Origin of the sequence: Mesorhizobium sp. B2-4-14, assembly GCF_006442155.1 — a bacterium.
Taxonomy (GTDB): domain Bacteria; phylum Pseudomonadota; class Alphaproteobacteria; order Rhizobiales; family Rhizobiaceae; genus Mesorhizobium.
The window spans coordinates 220,515-240,213 of record NZ_VFVA01000004.1 but is presented as its reverse complement, the minus strand read 5'-3'; the positions used below and the strand labels follow the sequence as shown (position 1 = coordinate 240,213).

General features: G+C 64.3%; 13 protein-coding genes. 7 read left to right on the top strand and 6 right to left on the bottom strand.

The window, feature by feature from the left end:
• Positions 1–26: 26 nt before the first annotated feature.
• Positions 27–2,102: an ABC transporter ATP-binding protein/permease gene (locus tag FJ938_RS05915; RefSeq protein ID WP_140692083.1), complete on the top strand. Its 2,076-nt coding sequence runs from the start codon at positions 27–29 to the stop codon at positions 2,100–2,102.
• A 70-nt stretch (positions 2,103–2,172) separates the two neighbouring features.
• On the opposite strand, the gene FJ938_RS05910 is transcribed toward FJ938_RS05915, so the two are convergent.
• From FJ938_RS05910 to FJ938_RS05890, 5 genes are all read right to left on the bottom strand, one after another.
• Positions 2,173–3,687, bottom strand: a complete 1,515-nt coding sequence (locus FJ938_RS05910; RefSeq protein WP_140612573.1) for a malonyl-CoA synthase — start codon at positions 3,685–3,687, stop codon at positions 2,173–2,175.
• Between the two features lie 178 nt (positions 3,688–3,865).
• Entirely contained in the window at positions 3,866–4,609 is a 744-nt protein-coding gene (locus FJ938_RS05905) for a GntR family transcriptional regulator (protein ID WP_140612575.1), read from the bottom strand.
• 491 nt (positions 4,610–5,100) lie between these two features.
• Complete coding sequence (gene rpe, locus FJ938_RS05900; protein WP_140692013.1) at positions 5,101–5,778, bottom strand: ribulose-phosphate 3-epimerase; 678 nt, start codon at positions 5,776–5,778, stop codon at positions 5,101–5,103.
• Positions 5,779–5,980: 202 nt separating this feature from the next.
• Positions 5,981–9,847: a hypothetical protein gene (locus tag FJ938_RS05895; protein ID WP_140692011.1), complete on the bottom strand. Its 3,867-nt coding sequence runs from the start codon at positions 9,845–9,847 to the stop codon at positions 5,981–5,983.
• A gap of 10 nt (positions 9,848–9,857) precedes the next feature.
• Entirely contained in the window at positions 9,858–11,840 is a 1,983-nt protein-coding gene (locus FJ938_RS05890; RefSeq protein WP_140692009.1) for a hypothetical protein, read from the bottom strand.
• A gap of 486 nt (positions 11,841–12,326) precedes the next feature.
• Here FJ938_RS05890 and dnaK point away from each other — a divergent pair, with 486 nt between their 5' ends.
• From dnaK to FJ938_RS05860, 6 genes are all read left to right on the top strand, one after another.
• Positions 12,327–14,243, top strand: a complete 1,917-nt coding sequence (gene dnaK / locus FJ938_RS05885; protein WP_140612583.1) for a molecular chaperone DnaK — start codon at positions 12,327–12,329, stop codon at positions 14,241–14,243.
• 294 nt (positions 14,244–14,537) lie between these two features.
• Positions 14,538–15,668 (top strand): molecular chaperone DnaJ, encoded by a 1,131-nt coding sequence (gene dnaJ, locus FJ938_RS05880; protein WP_140612585.1) that lies wholly within the window; start codon positions 14,538–14,540, stop codon positions 15,666–15,668.
• A 167-nt stretch (positions 15,669–15,835) separates the two neighbouring features.
• Positions 15,836–16,441 carry a phospholipid N-methyltransferase PmtA gene (pmtA, locus tag FJ938_RS05875; protein WP_140692007.1) on the top strand — a complete coding sequence of 202 codons (606 nt, stop codon included), beginning with the start codon at positions 15,836–15,838 and terminating at the stop codon, positions 16,439–16,441.
• 340 nt (positions 16,442–16,781) lie between these two features.
• The gene (locus tag FJ938_RS05870) at positions 16,782–17,378 is read left to right on the top strand and encodes an NADPH-dependent FMN reductase (RefSeq protein ID WP_140692005.1); all 597 of its coding nucleotides are present in this window, start codon (positions 16,782–16,784) and stop codon (positions 17,376–17,378) included.
• An 11-nt stretch (positions 17,379–17,389) separates the two neighbouring features.
• On the top strand, positions 17,390–18,073 hold the full coding sequence (gene pyrF, locus FJ938_RS05865) for an orotidine-5'-phosphate decarboxylase (RefSeq protein ID WP_181169015.1): 684 nt from the start codon (positions 17,390–17,392) through the stop codon (positions 18,071–18,073).
• A 29-nt stretch (positions 18,074–18,102) separates the two neighbouring features.
• Complete coding sequence (locus FJ938_RS05860; RefSeq protein WP_140692000.1) at positions 18,103–18,390, top strand: DUF1330 domain-containing protein; 288 nt, start codon at positions 18,103–18,105, stop codon at positions 18,388–18,390.
• A gap of 176 nt (positions 18,391–18,566) precedes the next feature.
• Here FJ938_RS05860 and FJ938_RS05855 read toward each other — a convergent pair whose 3' ends face one another.
• The gene (locus tag FJ938_RS05855; protein ID WP_140691998.1) at positions 18,567–19,649 is read right to left on the bottom strand and encodes a D-alanine:D-lactate ligase-like protein; all 1,083 of its coding nucleotides are present in this window, start codon (positions 19,647–19,649) and stop codon (positions 18,567–18,569) included.
• Positions 19,650–19,699 lie beyond the last annotated feature (50 nt).

Genomic DNA, 19,699 nt, shown 5'->3' with positions numbered 1-19,699 from the left:
TTGATTTCGAGGTCGTTGTCGGGCGTATGTCCGAGGCGAGACCCAAATCCGAACCGGCCGATGGCATCAAACCGCGCGGCGCCTTGAAGCCGGGTCGGGGAAAGCCACGACGCCAAAAGCCGCGTGACGACAAGACGCGCGAAGAGAAGCCGCGCGAAAAAGAGCCACGTGACAAGAAGGTGCCTACCGCCGAAGCGGCGTCCGAGGTTGTCGGCGTCGCCGCGCCCCCACCGCCGGATGCCGTCGAACCCGATCCGGAACTGACGCCCGAGGAGGCGGCTCAGGCGCGCAAGAAATACCTGCTAAGGCGTTTCTGGATCAGCGGGCGCGGCTATTGGGGACGGCATGGCGACAGGCTCGCCTGGCCGCTGACGATCGGGCTGCTGGTCCTGATCGGCACCAATGTCGGCTTCCAATACGGGATCAATGTCTGGAACCGCGCCATCTTCGACGCCATCGAGCAGCGCCAGGCCCGTACGGTGTACTTTCTCAGCGCCATTTTCCTGCCGCTCGTGGCCGGCAGCATCGGCCTTGTCGTCGCGCAGGTCTATCTGCGCATGACGATGCAGCGCCGCTGGCGCTCCTGGCTGACCACCTCGGTCATCGCGCGCTGGCTGGATCACGGCCGCTACTACCAGCTCAACCTCGTCAAGGGCGACCACCAGAACCCCGAGGCCCGCCTGTCGGAGGATCTGCGCGTCGCAACCGAGTCGCCCGTCGATTTCGTCGCCGGGGTCACTTCCGCCTTCCTGTCAGCCTCGACCTTCATCGTGGTGCTGTGGACGATCGGCGGGGCGCTGAGTTTTCCGCTCGGCGGCTCGACCATCACCGTGCCCGGCTTCCTCGTCATCACCGCCGTGGTTTACGCAGCGATCACCTCCACCTCGATGTTCATCATCGGCCGCAATTTCGTGCGGCTTTCGGAGGACAAGAACCAGGCCGAAGCCGAATTCCGCTATGTGCTGACGCGTGTGCGCGAGAACGGCGAGAGCATCGCCTTGCTGGGAGGCGAGGAAGAGGAGAACAGCGGCATAGACAAGACTTTCGCCGGCGTGCTGAAGCGATGGGCGCGGCTGACCGGCCAGCATATGCGCACCGCACTGGTCTCGCAGGGCTCGAGCCTGTTCGCCCCTGTCGTGCCGGTGCTGCTGTGCGCGCCAAAATTCCTCGAAGGCTCAATGTCGCTCGGGCAGGTGATGCAGGCGGCTTCCGCCTTCGCCATCGTGCAGGGCGCCTTCGGATGGCTGGTCGACAACTACCCGCGACTTGCCGACTGGAATGCCTCGGCCCACCGCATCGCCTCGCTGATGATGTCGCTCGACGGGCTCGAGCGCGCCGAGCAGAACGATAAATTGGGGCGCATCAAGCACGGCAACACCAAGGGCGATGCGATGCTCAGCCTCGACAATCTCTGCGTGACGCTCGACGATGGCACCTCGGTGGTCAAAGAAACCGAAGTGGTGGTCGAACCGGGCGAGCGGGTGCTGGTGTCCGGCGAATCCGGCTCGGGCAAGTCGACGCTGGTGCGGGCGATCGCCGGCCTGTGGCCATGGGGCAGCGGCAGCGTCAATTTCCACCCCGACCGGCGGCTGTTCATGCTGCCGCAGCGCCCCTACATCCCGACCGGTACGCTGCGCCGCGCGGTCGCCTATCCCGCCGCCGCCGACAACTGGGCGGCAAAGCAGATCAAGGCCGCCCTCGACAAGGTTGGCCTGGGCTACCTTGCCGAACGGCTCGAAGAAGAAGCCCCATGGGACCAGACCCTGTCTGGCGGTGAAAGGCAGCGGGTCGCCTTCGCGCGCCTCTTGCTGCACAGGCCCGATATCGTCGTGCTGGACGAGGCGACCTCGGCGCTGGACGAAAAGAGCCAGGACCAGATGATGAAGACGGTGATCCACGAATTGCCCGATGTCACCATCATCAGCGTGGCGCACCGCGCCGAGCTCGAAGCCTTCCACACCCGCAAGATCACCCTGGAACGGCGAAAGGACGGCGCAAAACTGGTCAGCGACATCGACCTTGCGCCGCGCAATCGCAAACGCAGCCTGTTCCAGCGTGCCTTGTGGGGTTCCGGTGCTCGGAACCACAAGCCACAGAAGTAGGTGGCGCCGTCGGAGAGCAATTCCAGGAAAGTGTGAGGCGGGTTTCGTCCAGAATTGCGTCAACCACTCCCTAGCATGCGTAGAGATCCCTATAGGCGTCGCGTAAAAGATTCTTTTGTACCTTGCCCATCGTATTGCGCGGCAATTCGTCGACGAAGATCACCCGCTTCGGGTGCTTGTATTTTGCCAGGCGCCCGGCGATGGCGCCAAGGATTTCGGCCCCGGTGATCCGCGACCCCGGCGTCCGGACCACGACCGCGGTGACAGCTTCGCCGAAGTCGGGATGGGCAACGCCGATGACCGCGCTTTCCGCGACCCCGTCGAGCGCGTCGATCTCGCTCTCAAGTTCCTTCGGGTAGATGTTGTAGCCGCCTGAAATGATCAGGTCCTTGCCGCGGCCGACAATGTGGACATAGCCGTCGGCATCGACCATGCCGAGATCGCCGGTGATGAAGAAACCGTCGGCGCGGAATTCCGCCTTGGTCTTTTCCGGCATGCGCCAGTAGCCGGAAAACACGTTCGGACCCTTCACCTCGATCATGCCGACCTCGCCCTGGGCAAGCGGCCTGGCGGTGTCGGGATCGGCTATACGAAGCGCGATGCCAGGCAAGGGGAAGCCGACCGTGCCGGCGCGCCGTTCGCCGTCGTAAGGGTTGGAGGTGTTCATGTTGGTCTCGGTCATGCCGTAACGCTCGAGGATGGCGTGGCCGGTGCGCTCGCGCCAGGCCCTGTGCGTCTCGGCCAGCAACGGCGCCGAGCCGGACACGAACAGGCGGATATTCTTCGCTGCCTGGCGGTCCAGCCGGTCCTGCTGCAGCAGCCTGGTGTAGAAGGTCGGCACGCCCATCAGCGCCGTGGCGCGCGGCAGCAGCGAGACGATGCGGGCCGGATCGAATTTCTGTTCGAACAGCATCGAGGCGCCGGCCATCAGGATGACGTTGGTGGCGACGAACAGGCCGTGGGTATGGAAGATCGGCAGCGCGTGGATCAGCACATCGCCTGATGTGAACCGCCATTGCTCGACCAGCACCCGTGCGTTCGAGGCGAGATTCCCGTGGCTGAGCATGGCGCCTTTCGAACGGCCGGTCGTTCCGGATGTGTAGAGGATCGCCGCGAGATCGTCCTTGCCGCGCTCGACGTCATGGAAATCGGTCGATTGCCGCGATGCCTGGTCCGTCAGCGATCCCTGGCCGTTGCGGTCGAGCGTGACGACGACGGCACCGGATGGCTCAACCATGCGCGCTATGTCAGCCGATTTCGCCGGATCGCAGACAATGACCCGCGGCGCGGCATCCTCGAAGAAATAGCCGAGCTCGGTCAGCGTGTAGGCAGTGTTGAGCGGCAGGAAGACCGCTCCGGCGCGCACACAGGCGAGATAAAGCAGCACCGCCTCCGGGCTCTTCTCGACCTGCACGGCGACGTGGTCGCCGGGCTCGACATCCAGTTGCAGGAGCGCATGCGCGAGCTGTGCCGACCGCGCCAGCATGTCGCCATAGGTCAGCGATCGCCCATCGTCGGTTTCCATCAACAAACGATCGGGCGCCGGCATCCGGGACCGGAACGCATCGAACAGATGATTGCTCATGAAGTCTTCCTGCAGCGAGGGCAATGGCGCCTGGCATCCCCATGGGAAAGCATGCGCCGGCGGCAAAGAGTTCGCGTTTCCCGGCCATGCCGTCAAGACCGCAAACGCGGGTCCAGCAAACTGGATCGCGGCAAAGGTCGCGGGCGGTGAGCAGTGAGACGCCGAAAGAACCCGGCCGCTACCGTCGGGTGCTTTGGGTCGGGGTGGCGGCCTTTGAATCCCCGGCTTGCTTGAAGCGTTCCATGCACAGGGCCGTGGTCAGCTGGTAGTGATCGATCAGGGCCTGAACGGCACCGTCGGCATTGCCGTCCAGTGCGCATTCGGCGATCAGCCGGTGTTCGGCGAAGTCGTCGCGCTGAACGCCCTCGCCACCATTGGCCATTTGCCGATAGCGGTAGGCGTGATCGGAAAGCTGATCGCAGAAGCTCACCAGCCAGTGCGACCGGCAGGCCGAGATCAGCACCCGATGGAAGGTTCGGTGCAACTTCTCCCAATCCGGATCGAGCGAGGAGAGATTTTGCGGCGAAAGACGCGACGCCCGCCCCAGGCGATGCAGCGCCAGCACCAGCTGCTCTTCCCATTCGGCGGTGCGATGGGCAATGGATTCACGAAGCGCGCGTTCCTCGAGCCAGCAGCGGGTGCGCGTCAGCTCCTCGAGCTCCGCCGCGCTGATCGGCATGATGAAGAAACCGCGCTGGTCATGGCGGCCGAGCAGCCCTTCGGAGGCAAGGCGATTTAGGGCCTCACGGACCGGAGAGGCACCGGCACCATATTTGGAAACAACCCACTCGACCCGTAGCTTGCTTTCGGTTTCCAGGTTGCCGGCGAGAAGATCGTCACGAAGTTGATGATAGACCGTGCTGGCAAGCGTGCTCTTGGATCCTGTGCTGTCGTCGTGCAGATTGGCAGCGCCGTATGTCAAAAGCGACTCCCTGTCCCCCAACTCTTGTCTTGGGCAATTCGAGTCCGAAAAACATTTCCCCTTCCGTACATGTACCACATAGCGCCGGCCTCTGGGCGCTCAAGCAGAGGATGGCGCCATTGTACTTAAGAACGAAGAAATATGCCCCCGACCGCCGCTGATCACGCGAATTTGTGCGGCTCTGCAACCAGTATGCATGCGGAATCATCTGTTGCTTGTGTGCCCATGCGATCATCTTTTCTGCCGCGCGCAAAGGACATCGACAATGTAGCCGAATCCGGCCTCCCGTCCGGCCCAGTGATTCGGCAGCAGGCCCTCGACCCATCGTGCCCCGCGCGCGAGCCCTTGGCGCCGGTTCCGCGTCTGACGGAACGCATCGACCCGCTCGAAGCCTTGTTGCCGCGCAATTCCGGACGGAAAACCGCCATGCATTTTTCCTGGAATTGCCTTCGCCGGCCTGCCGGAATGGAAACGGCGCAACCCGTGACGTGTCAGCCGGCGGCTTTGTCGGCCGCTGTCCTGATCGCCTCGATATTGGCGCGATAGGCTTCGACGCTGCCGCCCTTGAAGACGGCGGCGCCGGCGACCAGCACGTCGGCGCCGGCGGCGGTGACCAAGGGAGCCGTTTCCGGCGAAACGCCGCCGTCGATCTCGATGCGGATCGGTCGGTCGCCGATCAGCGCCTTGACCCGTCTCACCTTCTCGACGATCCCCGGGATGAAGGCCTGGCCGCCGAAGCCCGGATTGACGGTCATGACCAGGATCAGGTCGAGCCGGTCGAGTACATATTCGACAGCACTTTCCGGCGTTGCCGGATTGAGCGACACACCGGCCTTCTTGCCGAGATTCCTGATGGTCTGCAGGGAGCGGTCGAGATGCGGCCCGGCCTCGGCATGCACCGTCATGCCGTCACAGCCGGCCTCGGCGAAGGCGGCGAGATAGGGATCGGCCGGCGCGATCATCAGGTGGCAGTCGAAGAAGGCCTTGGTGCGGTTGCGGATCGCCTTGATCACCGGCGGGCCGAAGGTGATGTTGGGGACAAAATGGCCGTCCATGACATCGAGATGGATCCAGTCGGCGCCGGCCGCCGCCACGGCCTCGACCTCGTCACCGAGCTTGGAGAAATCCGATGCCAGCACCGAGGGTGCGATCAGGGTTTTTTTGCTCATCTCGCGGCCTTTCCGGGCGCCCTTTTCATCCGGTCGCTCCGAAACGACTGCCTAAAGCGCTCCAGGTGACTTGTCGAGGGCGCAAGCACAGCAGGCCACAGGCCAAAGGGCGGTCTTCCAGCCATTTTTCGCCCCTATGGGTCATAACGAAAGAAACCCGCCAGATTGCTCGGGCGGGTTTCTGGTCTGTGCCGCGCAGCGGTTACTGCTGCTGGAGTTTCAGGATCCTGTTTGGAGCAGGATCCTGTTGCTGGTCGGTCTGCAGGCCGCGCCTCGGCAGGACCTGCTGCAGCAGGAGGCCCGGGTTGAGCTCCAGGGGAGCCTGCTCACGTATGGGCCGGCAGTTCGGATACCGCCCGATAGTGCCTTCCGGGCAACGCCGCCTGATGATCGGCTGGCACTGGCCATTGATCATCTGCGAGCCCGGGGCGCATTCCACCTGCTGCCTGCGGCATGCGCCATTGATCACCTCGCTCCCGCGCGGGCAGACACACTCGCCGCGCTTGTTGTGGACCTGGCCGCGTATATCGCACTGCTCCAGTTGCGGCTGCTTGCGCCGGCAGGCATTGCCTTGCACCTCGGTACCCCGCGGGCAGACGCAATTGCCGTCGGCGTCGTGGACCTGACCACGGATCGTGCACTGGTCGGGCTCCGGCCGAACGGGGCGGCAGGCTCCGTTGCGCAGCTCGGTCCCTTGCGGACAAACACAATCGCCATCGGCATTGCGTGTCTGGCCGGGGATGCGGCACTGCTGCGGCTTCGGCCGAACCGGACGGCAGGCGCCGCTACGCACCTCGGTTCCTTGCGGACAGATGCAATCGCCATCGGCGTCGTGGATCTGGCCACGGATGGTGCATTGCTCAGGCCTCGGCCTGTCGCGGACGCAGGCATTTGCCTTCCTGTCGAGATACGTGCCATCGGGGCAGGAGCAGCCATTGCCGTCCGAGGCCGGCACGGAACCGGGTATCGTGCAGTCCGGCCTGCTTGTCTTGACGCAGACGGCATTCTCCAGCTCCGTGCCGCGCGGACAGACGCAGCGTCCGTCCCCGGTGCGGATCTGGCCTTCGAGCAGCACGCAGCGTGGCGGCGGAGGCACGGGAAGCGGCAGGAGCTTGGTGCCGCCGCCGGCGCACTGGCCGTTGCGGAAGGTGGTGCCTTCGGGGCAGACGCACCTGCCGGCATTGTTCATGACAAAGCCTGGCGAGCACTGGTTCTTCACCTCATGGGCGATGGTGAAGGGGTGGCACGCATAGGCTTTGCCGCGATCGCCTTGCAGGTTGGCCTGGTCGCCGGACAGCACGTCACCGCCGCCCTGCACCCGTGTGTCGGGGGAGAGAACGCCGACGCAGTTCTGGCCGTTGACGTTACCCTGCAGAGTGGCCAGACGCCCATCATCGGGAATGATCACGGTGACATGATGCGACTGGCTTTCGCCGGCGCCGAGCGTCAGGTTCGTTATGCAGGACGCGGGCAAGGTTGCCGGTTCGGGCGAGCAGCCGAAGGGCGGGTCGATCGAAGTGATCGCAACGCCTTCCAGCCGGCCAAGCCCTTCCACGCCGATCGCATCGCCGATGCGGACCGGACCCGAGAAGGGGCTCGTCCCATCGTTCGATATGGTGATGTCGAACGAGCAGGGCTGGCCGGGCCGGCACTCGCGGTCGCCGGTCTTTTCGACACGGATGGTCGAAGCGCCGCCGCCCTTGGCGCAGGCCTGGCCGATCGGATAGACGACGTCGTCGCCCTGCGCCGGACCGTAGGAGCCGCGCGCGCAGTTCTCGAATTGGCCATTGGCCGAAACCGTCACGTCGAAGTGCCTGGAGGTTCCGGGCGTCATGACGGCACCGGGAAGCTGGCACGACAGCGTGTTGGCCGGCACCGGACCGCACGCCCATTCCGCGCCGTCTGATGTGACGGTCTGGATTTGGACCGGCGCTCCGCCGGATACCAATGTAGCGGCGTCGTTGACCCGCACCGGACCGGTGGGGGCAGCCGTGCCGGCATTGGTGACGGTGATGCGGCAGGAGACGACTGCTGCGCCGGCCAACGAGCCGCTGCACACCTTGGTGATGCGCAGGCCAGGCTGGCCAGCGTTGGGATGGCGGGTGCGTTCCTTGGCGCAAGCCTTGTTGTTGGTGAGATCGGCCTCGCCGGGGATAGGCTTAACTTCGGCGCAGTTCTCGACCATGTCCGACCGGTAGCTGGCCGGCACCACCGCCTTGACGACGATCGGCGTCGAGGCGCCTGGAGGCAGCGAGATGCCGGGATTGTCGCAGCGGAACTGGCCAGGACCATTCGGACCGCAAGTCCAGGGCGGGCTCGGGCCGAAGGTCGAGGATGTAGGCGCGCCGTCGGGGTAATTGTCGATCACCGTCAGCGGCCCGTTATAGGTAGCGGAGCCATTGTTGATGATGTCGATGACGAAGCTGCAGACGCCATCGGCGGTGCAGATTTCGGAGCGGGCACGCTTCTTCAGGATCAGGTCGACCTTCTTCTCGACCGGCGGCTGGCAATCGCGGTCACGATCGCCACGGCGGCAGATCGGGATAGAAGCGCAGCCGCGGTCGTTGGCCTGGCTGCCGAACAGCGGCTTGCCGCTGGCCGCGTAGTTGTAGGCCGCGCAGTTGCGCAGGACGCTGCCTTGCCAGCCCGCGGCCGGCTTGAAGCCGAGCGTGAGGTCGACAAAAGCGCCCGGATTGAGCGTGGTCACCGGATAGGTGCACGTCATCGGAGTGGCGCCGGGCACGCAGACCCAGGGCGGATTGGGCCCTGAACTCAGCGTCGAGCCGGCCGGCAGCGTCACCTCGTCGAGCACGATCTTGCCGTTATAGGGCGCGGTGCCGACATTGGTGACCCGGATGGTGAAATCGCAGCCGCCGGCCATCGTGCAGCGCGGAACATCGGCATGTTTTTCCACCTTGAGGTCCGGCTCCTTGTCCCGTGGCGGGCATTTGAGATCGGGCGGAATGACGATGTCGATCGTTTGCGTGCAGCAGAGCCCCCAGCCCTCCTTCGGCCCGGCATAGGTGTTGATGCCGGTGACGATGATGTGGATGGTCTCGCCGGGTAAGGCGCCGACGATCTTCCAGTTAAGCACGCCGCCGCCCGCCGGCACCTGCTGGGTGTCGGGGATGATGGCGATGCCTGGCGTCGTCGTCGAAAGCTGTATCCACTTGCCGCCCATCTCGGAGCCGACCGGCAAGTGGTAGATGAAGGCGCCGCCGCCGGGCACGCAGTCGACCGTGCCGCGCTCGACCTTGAAGCATTCATGATCGGTCGGGGGTGGAGGCGGCGGTTCGCATTTGGTGACGTCGATGCGGACAGAGGTCTTTTCGCCGGTCAGCAGGTTGCCGTCATCCGGCTTTCCCGGATCCTGCGACGGGATGGTGGTGCCCGGGCCGGTTCCGTTCGTGACCTTGATCAGGCCCTGATTGTCGACCACGGTTGGCGCGGGGAACGCCGCATGGTCGATCTTGGCCGTGATCCTGAAGGTGATGACGCGTTCGTTCAGCGCGCCCGAGCCATCGAGATCGGAAGCCGAAATCCGGAAATCGGAAACCGTTGCCGTATCGTTGGGACCGGCCGAATTGCTGATGACGGCACCCGGCAAGGGCCCGCCGGAGGCGTCCGTGCCATCGCCGGCGACCTGCACGTCGACGATCGAGAGGCCATGCGGAAGCTGGTCCTTGAATTCGAGTTTTGCCGCCTTCAACGCGGCCGCGAGGCGCGGGTTGGCAAAGCTCTGGGGATCGCCGCGCAGACCGAAGGTCAAGGTGTAGAAGACGTAGTCGCAGCTGCGTTGACCGCCCGTCTTGGTGAAGAAGGGCACCACGCGTCCGGGTTCAGGATTGATGATGCGCGGGTTGTCGAACTGCAGCGGCTGGACATCCGGGCTGGCGGCCTGGACGCCCTGGGCGGCGACAGCCGGCAGTGCGGGCGCGAGAGCGACCGCGATACCGGCCGCCATCAGCCAGCGCGCACCGCGCCTGGCATATGACAGGGGTTTCATGATCGTCTCCATGACAGTGTTTTGAGGATTCGCCGCGAGCGGGGAAGGAGCAAGAATGGTCATCTTTCCCTCCTCAACGTTCGCACCTGATGGCTGGCGTGCGCAGCGGCAAGGTCATCTTGCAGCAAGGGTAGTAGCCACCCTTGTCCTTGTCGGACTTCCTGTAGAAACACAGCCCGACATCGACCCTGTCGCCCGGACTGTGGCCGGTGATGTCGATCGTGTACGGCCTGCCTGGCGCATGCGATATGGGTGTGGTCACCCCGACGCCTGGCGTCCTGGATTGGACCTTGATCGAATCGCCGCCGAAGCCGGCGTGGTCATGGAGATAGAGATCGGCCTCAAGGCCTGAAGGCGTGCAGAAATACTGCACATCGTCGACATCGAGACAGGGAGGCAGATTGCCGGGCGGTGGGAAGTCCGGCGGGTAGAAGGGGGGCAGATAGCCGCCCGGGATTTCTTCATAATAGCCGGCGCGGCCCTCGCAGGGATGCCAGATGGCGACGTCGCCGACATGGCCTTCCATTTCGGGATCCTCGAAATAGCCGTCGAAGTCGACGAACCAGGAGCCGAAGGGCGGCACATTCGCCGGCTTGACCAGGTCCTTGGGCGTGATCTGCACGCCATGCACAGGAAGCGGCCCGCCGGCGGCGAGTTGCCCGGCGAGTGCTGGATTGTCACGCAATCTGTCGCCGGTGTTGACCAGCGTCTGCGTGCAGACCGAGGTGTCGAGATTGCCGTCGGCGTCATAGCCATACTGCAGGTCGAGCCCGCCAGCCGATTGCCGATTGGCCTGCGGGAAGCCGACGGCATATTCCTGCGGCATGTGCACCCAGGCCGATTCCGTCGCCGGATCGTCGGGATTTTCGCGCCAGTAGCGGATCGCCTCGCCCTTGCCGGAATCGGCGAAGCGGCTGTAATCATAACGGTTTTCGACCGGGCCGCGCTGAGCGAGATACATGAAGCCGCTGTTGTCGAAGGCGATGTCGGTGACGGCATAGTCCTTGTCGGCCTTGACCGTCAGTTCCCAGCGCGGGTCGCCGGCGAAGGTGCCGTCGCGGGCAATGCCCACCGACCAGATCTCGGCCTTTTCGCCGACCGAATAGTAGAGCCGGCCGCCATGATAGGAGACGGCCCAGACGCGGCGCCCGTCCTGTGTGTAGCCCCAGGTCTCGGGGTCTTCGGTGTCAAAGGCCGCGCCCTGTATGTCCATCACCGCGCCATCGTCGGCGACCGGAGCCAGACCATGCGCCGGGCGACCGGCGACGCCATGGTCGAACGTGTCGATCAGCTTGCCATTGGCGTCGATGCGATGGATCAGGCCGGTGTCGAGGTCCGAAGCGAAGAACTGACGGTGATTGGGATCGAAGGTGAGGTTGCCGATACCGGGACCGCTGTTGGTGTCGATCTCGGCGAATTTGGAGACCTGGCCGGTGATGCCGTCGATCTTCCAGATGGTGCCCGGTCCGCCACCGTTTTCGGTGCCGAACTGGCCGTCCATGAAAGTGGCGCCGGCCTTGCCGCGGCGCTGCCGCTCCGGCCTGCCGTCCTTGTCGGCGTCCGGCGTGACGATCGCGACGCCATGCAGCGAGGTGGCGGCGGCGTAGAGGTTGGGAATGCCCGGCGGAACGCCATCGCGCATACCGTCGTCGTAGGTGAGGCCGAACACCTGGCCGATCTGGCCCGCCGTCACCTCGAAAGGCGGCGGCGTGAAGACGAGTTGACCGGAAGCCGGCCCGCCAAGATGGGAGACGTCGAACACGCGCAAGGTGGCTTGGGTGGTGTCGATGAAGGTTTCATCCACGGGATCGACGCCGGGCGGCAAGCCCCCGCTTTCGGAATCGGGAGAGTCGAGATTGGGAATGATGGTGCCGGAAAATCCGGTGACCGCCATCGAGCCGGGATAAATGATCCGGGTCTGGCTCTCCTGCGCCTGGGCGCCGCCAAGCCACAGGCTGGCGGTGAATGCCACCGCCAGCAATCCGCCGCCAACACGCGCCGCACCGCGCACGCCGCCGTTCAGTGAGGACACGAGCGTGCCGCGGACGCGAGACATGGCGCTACCCCCGTTAGCCACGGGAGAAACATCCGGCGTTGCCGCGCAAACCAGGGCAAGGCGCGGCGTTCCGGCACGTTCTTCCCTGATCGAATTGTCTGCTTTCCTCACTTCTACGATACGCCTGCTCCTGTGCAGGGTCAACGGAATCAGCCGAAAGCCCAGCGCATCGACCCCGTCCCGAAGGCGGTGGCTGCGCCGAGTTCCTGTTGTTCCCGGAGACCCTGGAGTCTCTGGATTGCTGGTCATGGGACTTCCTTTCCGAGCCGCGCCATGCGGCACCTGAACGTCAGTCGCAGGCCGGAGTGGAAAGGTTCATGGAAGCCTTGCGCAGAATGCTTGCGCCCGATGCAGGCTGTTCTTATATACGCGCCAAGCCGTCTGGCGTCGGAACACCGGTTGCCGAACGGGATTTCTTTTGAACAGGGGCTTTCGTCGGAACGCCTTACGGGTCCTGAAAGCCTGCTTAGCGGAGAGACTAGAAAAATGGCAAAAGTAATCGGTATCGATCTCGGCACCACCAACTCGTGCATCGCCATCATGGACGGCAAGGAGCCGAAAGTGATCGAGAATGCGGAAGGCGCGCGCACGACGCCTTCGATTGTCGCCATCTCAAGCGACGGCGAACGTCTCGTCGGCCAGCCGGCCAAGCGCCAGGCGGTCACCAATCCTGAAAACACCATCTTCGCGGTCAAGCGCCTGATCGGCCGCCGCTATGACGATCCGGTGACGGAGAAGGACAAGAAGCTTGTCCCCTACAAGATCGTCAAGGGCGACAATGGCGATGCCTGGGTCGAGGCCGGCGGCAAGAAGCAGTCGCCCTCGCAGATCTCGGCCATGATCCTGCAGAAGATGAAGGAAACGGCGGAAGCCTATCTCGGCGAGAAGGTCGAGAAGGCGGTCATCACCGTTCCGGCCTATTTCAACGACGCCCAGCGCCAGGCGACCAAGGATGCCGGCAAGATCGCCGGCCTTGAAGTGCTGCGCATCATCAACGAGCCGACCGCGGCAGCGCTCGCCTACGGCCTCGACAAGAAGGATGGCAAGACCATTGCCGTCTATGACCTTGGCGGCGGCACGTTCGACATTTCGGTGCTCGAAATCGGCGACGGCGTGTTCGAGGTGAAGTCGACCAATGGCGACACCTTCCTCGGCGGTGAAGACTTCGACATGCGCCTGGTCGAGTATCTGGCGGCCGAATTCAAGAAGGAACAGGGCATCGACCTGAGGGCCGACAAGCTCGCCCTGCAGCGCCTCAAGGAAGCGGCTGAAAAGGCCAAGATCGAGTTGTCGTCGACGACGCAGACCGAAATCAACCTGCCCTTCATCACCGCCGACGCGACCGGGCCGAAGCACCTGACGCTGAAGCTGACGCGCGCCAAGTTCGAAAGCCTGGTCGAAGACCTCGTCCAGCGCACCATCGACCCCTGCAAGGCGGCGCTCAAGGATGCCGGCCTCAAGGCTGGCGAGATCGACGAGGTGGTCCTGGTCGGCGGCATGACGCGCATGCCCAAGATCCAGGAGATCGTGAAGCAGTTCTTCGGCAAGGAGCCGCACAAGGGCGTCAACCCCGATGAGGTCGTCGCTCTGGGTGCCGCCATCCAGGCCGGCGTGCTGCAGGGCGACGTCAAGGACGTGCTGCTGCTCGACGTGACGCCGCTGTCGCTCGGCATCGAGACGCTGGGTGGCGTGTTCACCCGCCTGATCGAGCGCAACACGACGATCCCGACCAAGAAGAGCCAGGTGTTCTCGACCGCTGAGGATTCTCAGTCGGCCGTGACCATTCGTGTCTTCCAGGGTGAGCGTGAAATGGCCGCCGACAACAAGGCGCTTGGCCAGTTCGACCTGGTCGGCATTCCGCCGGCGCCGCGCGGGGTACCGCAGATCGAGGTCACCTTCGACATCGACGCCAACGGCATCGTCAACGTCTCGGCCAAGGACAAGGGCACCGGCAAGGAGCACCAGATCCGCATCCAGGCTTCGGGTGGTCTGTCGGACGCCGACATCGAGAAGATGGTCAAGGACGCCGAGGCCAATGCCGAGACCGACAAGAAGCGTCGCGCCGTGGTCGAGGCCCGCAACCAGGCCGAGGCGCTGGTGCACTCGTCCGAGAAGTCGCTGAAGGAATATGGCGACAAGGTTTCGGAGGCCGAGCGCACGGCGATTGCCGATGCGATCGCGGCCTTGAAGACCGCCGCCGAAGGCGACGACCCGGCCGACATCGAGGCCAAGAGCCAGACCCTTGCCGAAGCTTCGATGAAGCTTGGCCAGGCCATGTACGAGGCCTCGCAGAAGGAAGCGGCGGAAGCCGATGCCAAGGCGGACGCCTCCAAGGATTCCGACGTGGTCGATGCCGATTTCGAGGAAATCGACGAAGACGACGACAAGAAGAAGTCGGCCTGAACGGTCTGACGGCAAAATAATGCGCATGACCCCAAAATCGACATCGGTTTTTGGGGTCATGCGCCCACTCAGAGGTGCTACAGTGTTCTTTGCGCGTCCGAGAGGACGCGCGCTGTAGGAAGCCCGGCGCAAAGCCGGGCTTTTTTGCAACCTCTTGCGGAAAAATCGCCGAAAAAGACGAACAGAAACGCGCCGGCTCTAGCATCCGGGCAGCACCGCTCCTAAATCGAGACAGCCTGCCGGCAAACGACGCAACATGCATCAAGACGTTGAGCATCCGGACTGCGGGAAAAAATGAAAGCTGATTTCTACGAAACGCTGGGCGTGCAAAAGGGCGCCGACGAGAAGGAGCTGAAGAGCGCTTTTCGCAAACTCGCCATGCAGTTCCATCCCGACCGCAATCCCGGCGATCATGCCTGCGAGCACAAGTTCAAGGAAATCAACGAAGCCTACGAGACGCTGAAGGACCCGCAGAAGCGCGCGGCCTATGACCGGTTCGGCCACGCCGCCTTCGAACAGGGCGGCATGAATGGCGGCGCGCATGGCTTTGGCGCCGGCGGCTTCGCCGACATCTTCGAGGACATTTTCGGCGACATGATGGGCGGGCGCCAGCGGCGTTCTTCGGGCGGCCGCGAGCGCGGCGCCGACCTGCGCTACAACATGGAAATTACCCTGGAAGAAGCGTTTTCCGGCAAGACCGCGCAAATCCGCGTGCCGGCCTCGATCTCCTGCTCGGAATGCTCGGGCAGCGGCGCCAAGCCAGGCACCCAGCCTGTCACCTGCTCGATGTGCAATGGCCACGGCAAGGTACGCGCCACGCAAGGCTTCTTCTCGATCGAGCGGACCTGCCCGCAATGCCAGGGCCGCGGCCAGACCATCAAGGATCCGTGCCCGAAATGCGCCGGCCAGGGCCGCGTCACCGAGGAGCGGTCGCTGTCGGTCAACATTCCGGCCGGCATCGAGGACGGCACCCGCATCCGGCTTGCCAATGAAGGCGAGGCCGGCCTGCGCGGCGGCCCGTCCGGCGATCTCTACATCTTCCTGGCGGTGAAGCCGCACGAATTCTTCCAGCGCGACGGCGCCGACCTCTACTGCAAGGTGCCGATCTCGATGACCACCGCCGCCCTTGGCGGCTCCTTCGAGGTCACCACGCTTGATGGCACGCAGACCAAGGTGAAGGTGACGGAAGGCACGCAGAACGGACGCCAGTTCCGGCTCAAGGGCAAAGGCATGCCGGTGCTGCGCCAGCCCAATGTCGGCGACCTCTACATCCAGACCGCGGTCGAGACGCCACAGAACCTCACCCGTCGCCAGCGTGAACTGCTGGAGGAGTTCGAGCAACTCTCATCGAAGGACAATTCGCCTCAATCGAGCGGGTTCTTCGCCCGCATGAAGGATTTCTTCGAATCCTTTGGCGAGCATTGAGCACCGCCCGGCTTCTGCATTGGGCGGAAGCGCGAGGATGCCGCTAGAAACCGCGCATTTTGAGGCGCGACAAAATCTATCTTATCCACGACATCGGCATGGCCGCGCCTTGCCTTGCGTCAACCAGGTGTTAAGTAGGTTCAAGGGGAGCGCTGAGGAGAGCTTGCATGACGCGTAGTCACGGACTGCGGAAGGCGCTTGCCGAAAAGTTCGACGACGAACTCAAATTCTTCAAGGGCTGGATCGACAAGCCGAAGACGGTCGGCTCGATCGTTCCGACCAGCTCGATCACCGCCCGCAAGATGGCCTCTATCGTCAATCCCAGGTCCGGCCTGCCGGTGCTCGAGGTCGGCCCCGGCACAGGCGTCATCACCCGCGCCATCCTGGCGCAGGGGGTGCGGCCCGAGAACCTTTACGCGGTCGAATATTCCGCCGATTTCGTCCGTCATCTGCGCCGGCTCTATCCCGGCGTCAACGTCATCGAGGGCGATGCCTTCAACCTCAACGCCACGCTCGGCGAGAAAAGCGGGATGATCTTCGATTCCGTCGTTTCCGGCGTGCCGCTGCTCAACTTCCCGGTCGCCCGGCGCATCGCCTATATAGAGAGCCTGCTCGACCGCATCCCGGCCGGACGGCCGATCGTGCAACTGACCTATGGTCCGATGTCGCCGATCCCGGCCGGCCGCGGCGACTACACGGTCAAGCATTTCGACTTCATCTTCCGTAACATCCCGCCGACGCAGCTGTGGATCTACCGCCGCGAGGCGCATTAGCGACGGCGCAGAGCTGTTTGCGGATCGCATAACTGCGATTGGCTTAAACGTCCGTCACTTCGTCATCCACGGGCGGAGCAAGGAGCATAGCGCCGCAGCGCAGACCCGAGGATCCACGCCGTGGCTTCCGTGCGCTGCCGCGGTGCAGAATTCTGCTCCGCTACACTCCACGGCCAAGGTCACGGAATGGATCCCAGGGTCTCCGCGACGGAGCTTCGCTCCTGCTTCGCCCAGGGATGACGAAGTTGGAAAGGCCTCGGCCAATCGCGAATGTTTTATGGCTCTGGCGCGTTGATTTGCGCGGCCTCTGGCTGTACCAGTCCCGGAACAAGGGTGGCCAATGGCAGTGATCCCGAAAATCCTCGTCTTCGCCGGCTCGGTGCGCAGCGGCGCCTATAGCGGCAGGACCGCCGACTTGGCGCAGAAGGAACTTGCGGTGCAGGGCGCCGAAGTCACCCGCATTTCGCTTGCCGATTATTCCTTGCCGATCCTCGACGAGGATCTGGAAAAGGAGAACGGCGTCCCGGAAAACGCCCACAAGCTTGCGCGGCTGATCACCGCCCATGACGGATTGCTGATCGCCACGCCGGAATATAACGGCTCGATCCCGCCGCTGCTCAAGAACACGATCGACTGGGTGAGCCGCGTGCGCCGGGAGGGCGGCCGATCGGTCAGGCCGCTTGCCGGCAAGGTCGCCGGCCTCTGCTCGTCCTCCAACGGCCATTTTGGCGGCATTCGCTGCATCAACCACCTGCGCGCCGTTCTGGTGCGCTGCCAGATGGAAGTGGTGACACCGGAATGTTCGGTGCCCGACGGCGGGGACGCCTTCGGCGAGGACGGCCATTTCCGTGACGAAAGACTGCACAAATCGATGGAGCATTTATGCCGCACGCTGATCGAAACCTCGCGCATGCTGGCCACGCGGATCGAGGCGTGATTGCCACGACGATGCAGGACCGGTTGATCGTCGGCCTCGACGTGCCGACCGTGAAAGAAGCCGAGCAGGCGGTGCGCGAACTCGATGGCATCGTCTCCTTCTACAAGATCGGCTATCAACTGGCCTTCGCCGGCGGCCTCGACTTCGCCAGGGAACTGGCCAGTGGCGGAACGAAGGTCTTCCTCGACATGAAGCTGCTCGACATCGACCATTCGGTCGCCAAGGGCGTGGAAAACATCGTCAAGATGGGCATGACCATGCTGACCATCCACGCCTATCCCAAGGCGATGCAGGCGGCGGCGGAAGCGGCCAGGGGCAGCGACCTCTGCCTGCTCGCCGTCAGCGTGCTGACCTCGATGGACGAGCAGGACATGATCGACGTCGGCTATGAGTATGATCCGCACACGCTCGTGCTCAGGCGCTCGGAACAGGCGCTGCATGCCGGCATGGGCGGCATCGTCTGCTCGGCCGCTGAGGCCGAAGCGGTGCGCCGCATCGTCGGGCCCGACATGGCTGTGGTGACGCCCGGCATCCGGCCTGTGGGCAGCGACCATGGCGACCAGAAGCGGGTGGTGACCCCGGGTCAGGCGATCCGGAACGGCTCCAGCCACCTCGTTGTCGGCCGGCCGATCGTCGCCGCGGTGAACAAACGCGAAGCGGCCGAAGCCATCCTCGATGAAATGCGCTCGGCCTGACGCCCCCGATACAAACCCGGAGAAAAAGCATGCCCAAGGGATACTGGATCGCTCGTGTCGATGTGCGCGACGCCGAAGGCTACAAGGACTACGTCGCCGCCTCGAAGCTGGCCTTCGACCGCTTCGGCGCGAAATTCCTGGCGCGCGGCGGCGCGCATGAAAAGGCCGAAGGGCCCGGCCGTGCACGCAACGTGATCATCGAATTCGAATCGCTTGCGGCCGCGCATGACTGCTATCACTCGCCCGAATATCAGCGCGCCGTGGCCATCCGCCAGAAGGTCGCCGACGGCGAGATCGTGCTGGTCGAAGGCATCTGAGGCGTTGGAGCGGTTGGTCGTTTCACGGAAACGTCGAACTGCTCCATCTCTTGTCCTGACGCAATTCGGGGTTTCGTCGAGGGCTCTGCCCCGACAGTAAAGGCACGCCCGAAAGCGTCAAGCAGGCGAAGCCGGCCGAAGCGCGTCAAAAAGCCCGGCGGTTTCTCACCAAGCCGTCAGCCCGTTGCGACGCGACGTTCCCTGCCGGCCAGCCTGTTCGCCGCGGTCTCAGCCATCGCGTCGGCCAGACTCAACCCCCATTGCGAGCGGCAGTAGGCGCGGAAATCGAAGCAGGGCAGGCCGGGGCAGACCTCGAATTCGATCAGATGAACGGTGTCGTCGGGCTCGACGCGCAGGTCGATGGAAAACACGTCGCGTAGGCCGAGCCCATCCATCAGCCGTTTGGCGATCTCCCTGATCCTGGCGTCGGCGGCTGGCTGGGCATCGGCAACCGCCACGAGTTCCGGTTCGACATAATTTCCGGCCGCCTTCGCCGCCTCGCCGGTTTCACCATAGAGCGCCAGGCTGTCCGCCATGGTCTGGAAATCCGCGCCCGAATCGACGAAGGCGATGCCGAGCGCCTCGACACCGGCTTGCGGCATCAGCCCGAGGAAGCTGGCGCGCACGTTGCGGCCGGCGACATAGGGCTGGACGACGACGTCGTCGCGATAGGCCGCGAAGACACGCCGGCTGAGCTCCAGCGCGTGGCGGAGATCAGCCGCACGCGAATCCGGCCAGATGCCGATCTTGGCGCCGAGCCGGTTGGGCTTGACGAACCAGCCGGCGGCGGAAGCCGGCGGCTGGACCAGCCATTTGCCGTCCCGGGCAAGACCGGCCTGCGGCACCGGCAGGCCGAGCGCGCCAAGCACGGCACCGGAGCGGAACTTGTCCTGGCAGAGCGCGAACAGCGAATCATCCGCGCCGACCGTCCGCAACCCCTTGAGCCGAGCCAGCGCGGGCGCGGCGCCGCCGCGAAAATAGGCGATGCCGTCAGACAGCGTCCAGACCAGCGTGTTCCGCGCATCCTCGCCGTCAAGCGCCTGGGCCGCATCGTCGAGCGCAACCGGCGCAAAGGACAGCCCCCGCGCCCCGCAGGCGGCAGCCAGCGCCTCGAATTCGGGGGCGAGATCGGTCGACTGCGCCAGATACGACGAGATTTCGGTGGCGCGCTGCGGTGCGAAACCGTCGGCGATCAGGCGATCGAAGCAAGCCTTTTCCGGCTCGTAGACAAGGATCAGCTTTGGCTTGTGGCTCGACATGAGGTGAATGATTCCCGGCGCTGTGATCGCCTACCATCGCACGGCCGACG

What these genes read in the sequence shown, in the direction of transcription:
- FJ938_RS05915 (WP_140692083.1), top strand. Translation starts at nt 27, where the DNA reads ATGTCCGAGGCGAGACCCAAATCCGAACCGGCCGATGGCATCAAACCG.
- dnaK (WP_140612583.1), top strand. Translation starts at nt 12,327, where the DNA reads ATGGCAAAAGTAATCGGTATCGATCTCGGCACCACCAACTCGTGCATC.
- FJ938_RS05895 (WP_140692011.1), bottom strand. Translation starts at nt 9,847, where the DNA reads ATGACCATTCTTGCTCCTTCCCCGCTCGCGGCGAATCCTCAAAACACT.
- FJ938_RS05860 (WP_140692000.1), top strand. Translation starts at nt 18,103, where the DNA reads ATGCCCAAGGGATACTGGATCGCTCGTGTCGATGTGCGCGACGCCGAA.
- pmtA (WP_140692007.1), top strand. Translation starts at nt 15,836, where the DNA reads ATGACGCGTAGTCACGGACTGCGGAAGGCGCTTGCCGAAAAGTTCGAC.
- pyrF (WP_181169015.1), top strand. Translation starts at nt 17,390, where the DNA reads ATGCAGGACCGGTTGATCGTCGGCCTCGACGTGCCGACCGTGAAAGAA.
- dnaJ (WP_140612585.1), top strand. Translation starts at nt 14,538, where the DNA reads ATGAAAGCTGATTTCTACGAAACGCTGGGCGTGCAAAAGGGCGCCGAC.
- FJ938_RS05910 (WP_140612573.1), bottom strand. Translation starts at nt 3,687, where the DNA reads ATGAGCAATCATCTGTTCGATGCGTTCCGGTCCCGGATGCCGGCGCCC.
- rpe (WP_140692013.1), bottom strand. Translation starts at nt 5,778, where the DNA reads ATGAGCAAAAAAACCCTGATCGCACCCTCGGTGCTGGCATCGGATTTC.
- FJ938_RS05890 (WP_140692009.1), bottom strand. Translation starts at nt 11,840, where the DNA reads ATGTCTCGCGTCCGCGGCACGCTCGTGTCCTCACTGAACGGCGGCGTG.
- FJ938_RS05870 (WP_140692005.1), top strand. Translation starts at nt 16,782, where the DNA reads ATGGCAGTGATCCCGAAAATCCTCGTCTTCGCCGGCTCGGTGCGCAGC.
- FJ938_RS05855 (WP_140691998.1), bottom strand. Translation starts at nt 19,649, where the DNA reads ATGTCGAGCCACAAGCCAAAGCTGATCCTTGTCTACGAGCCGGAAAAG.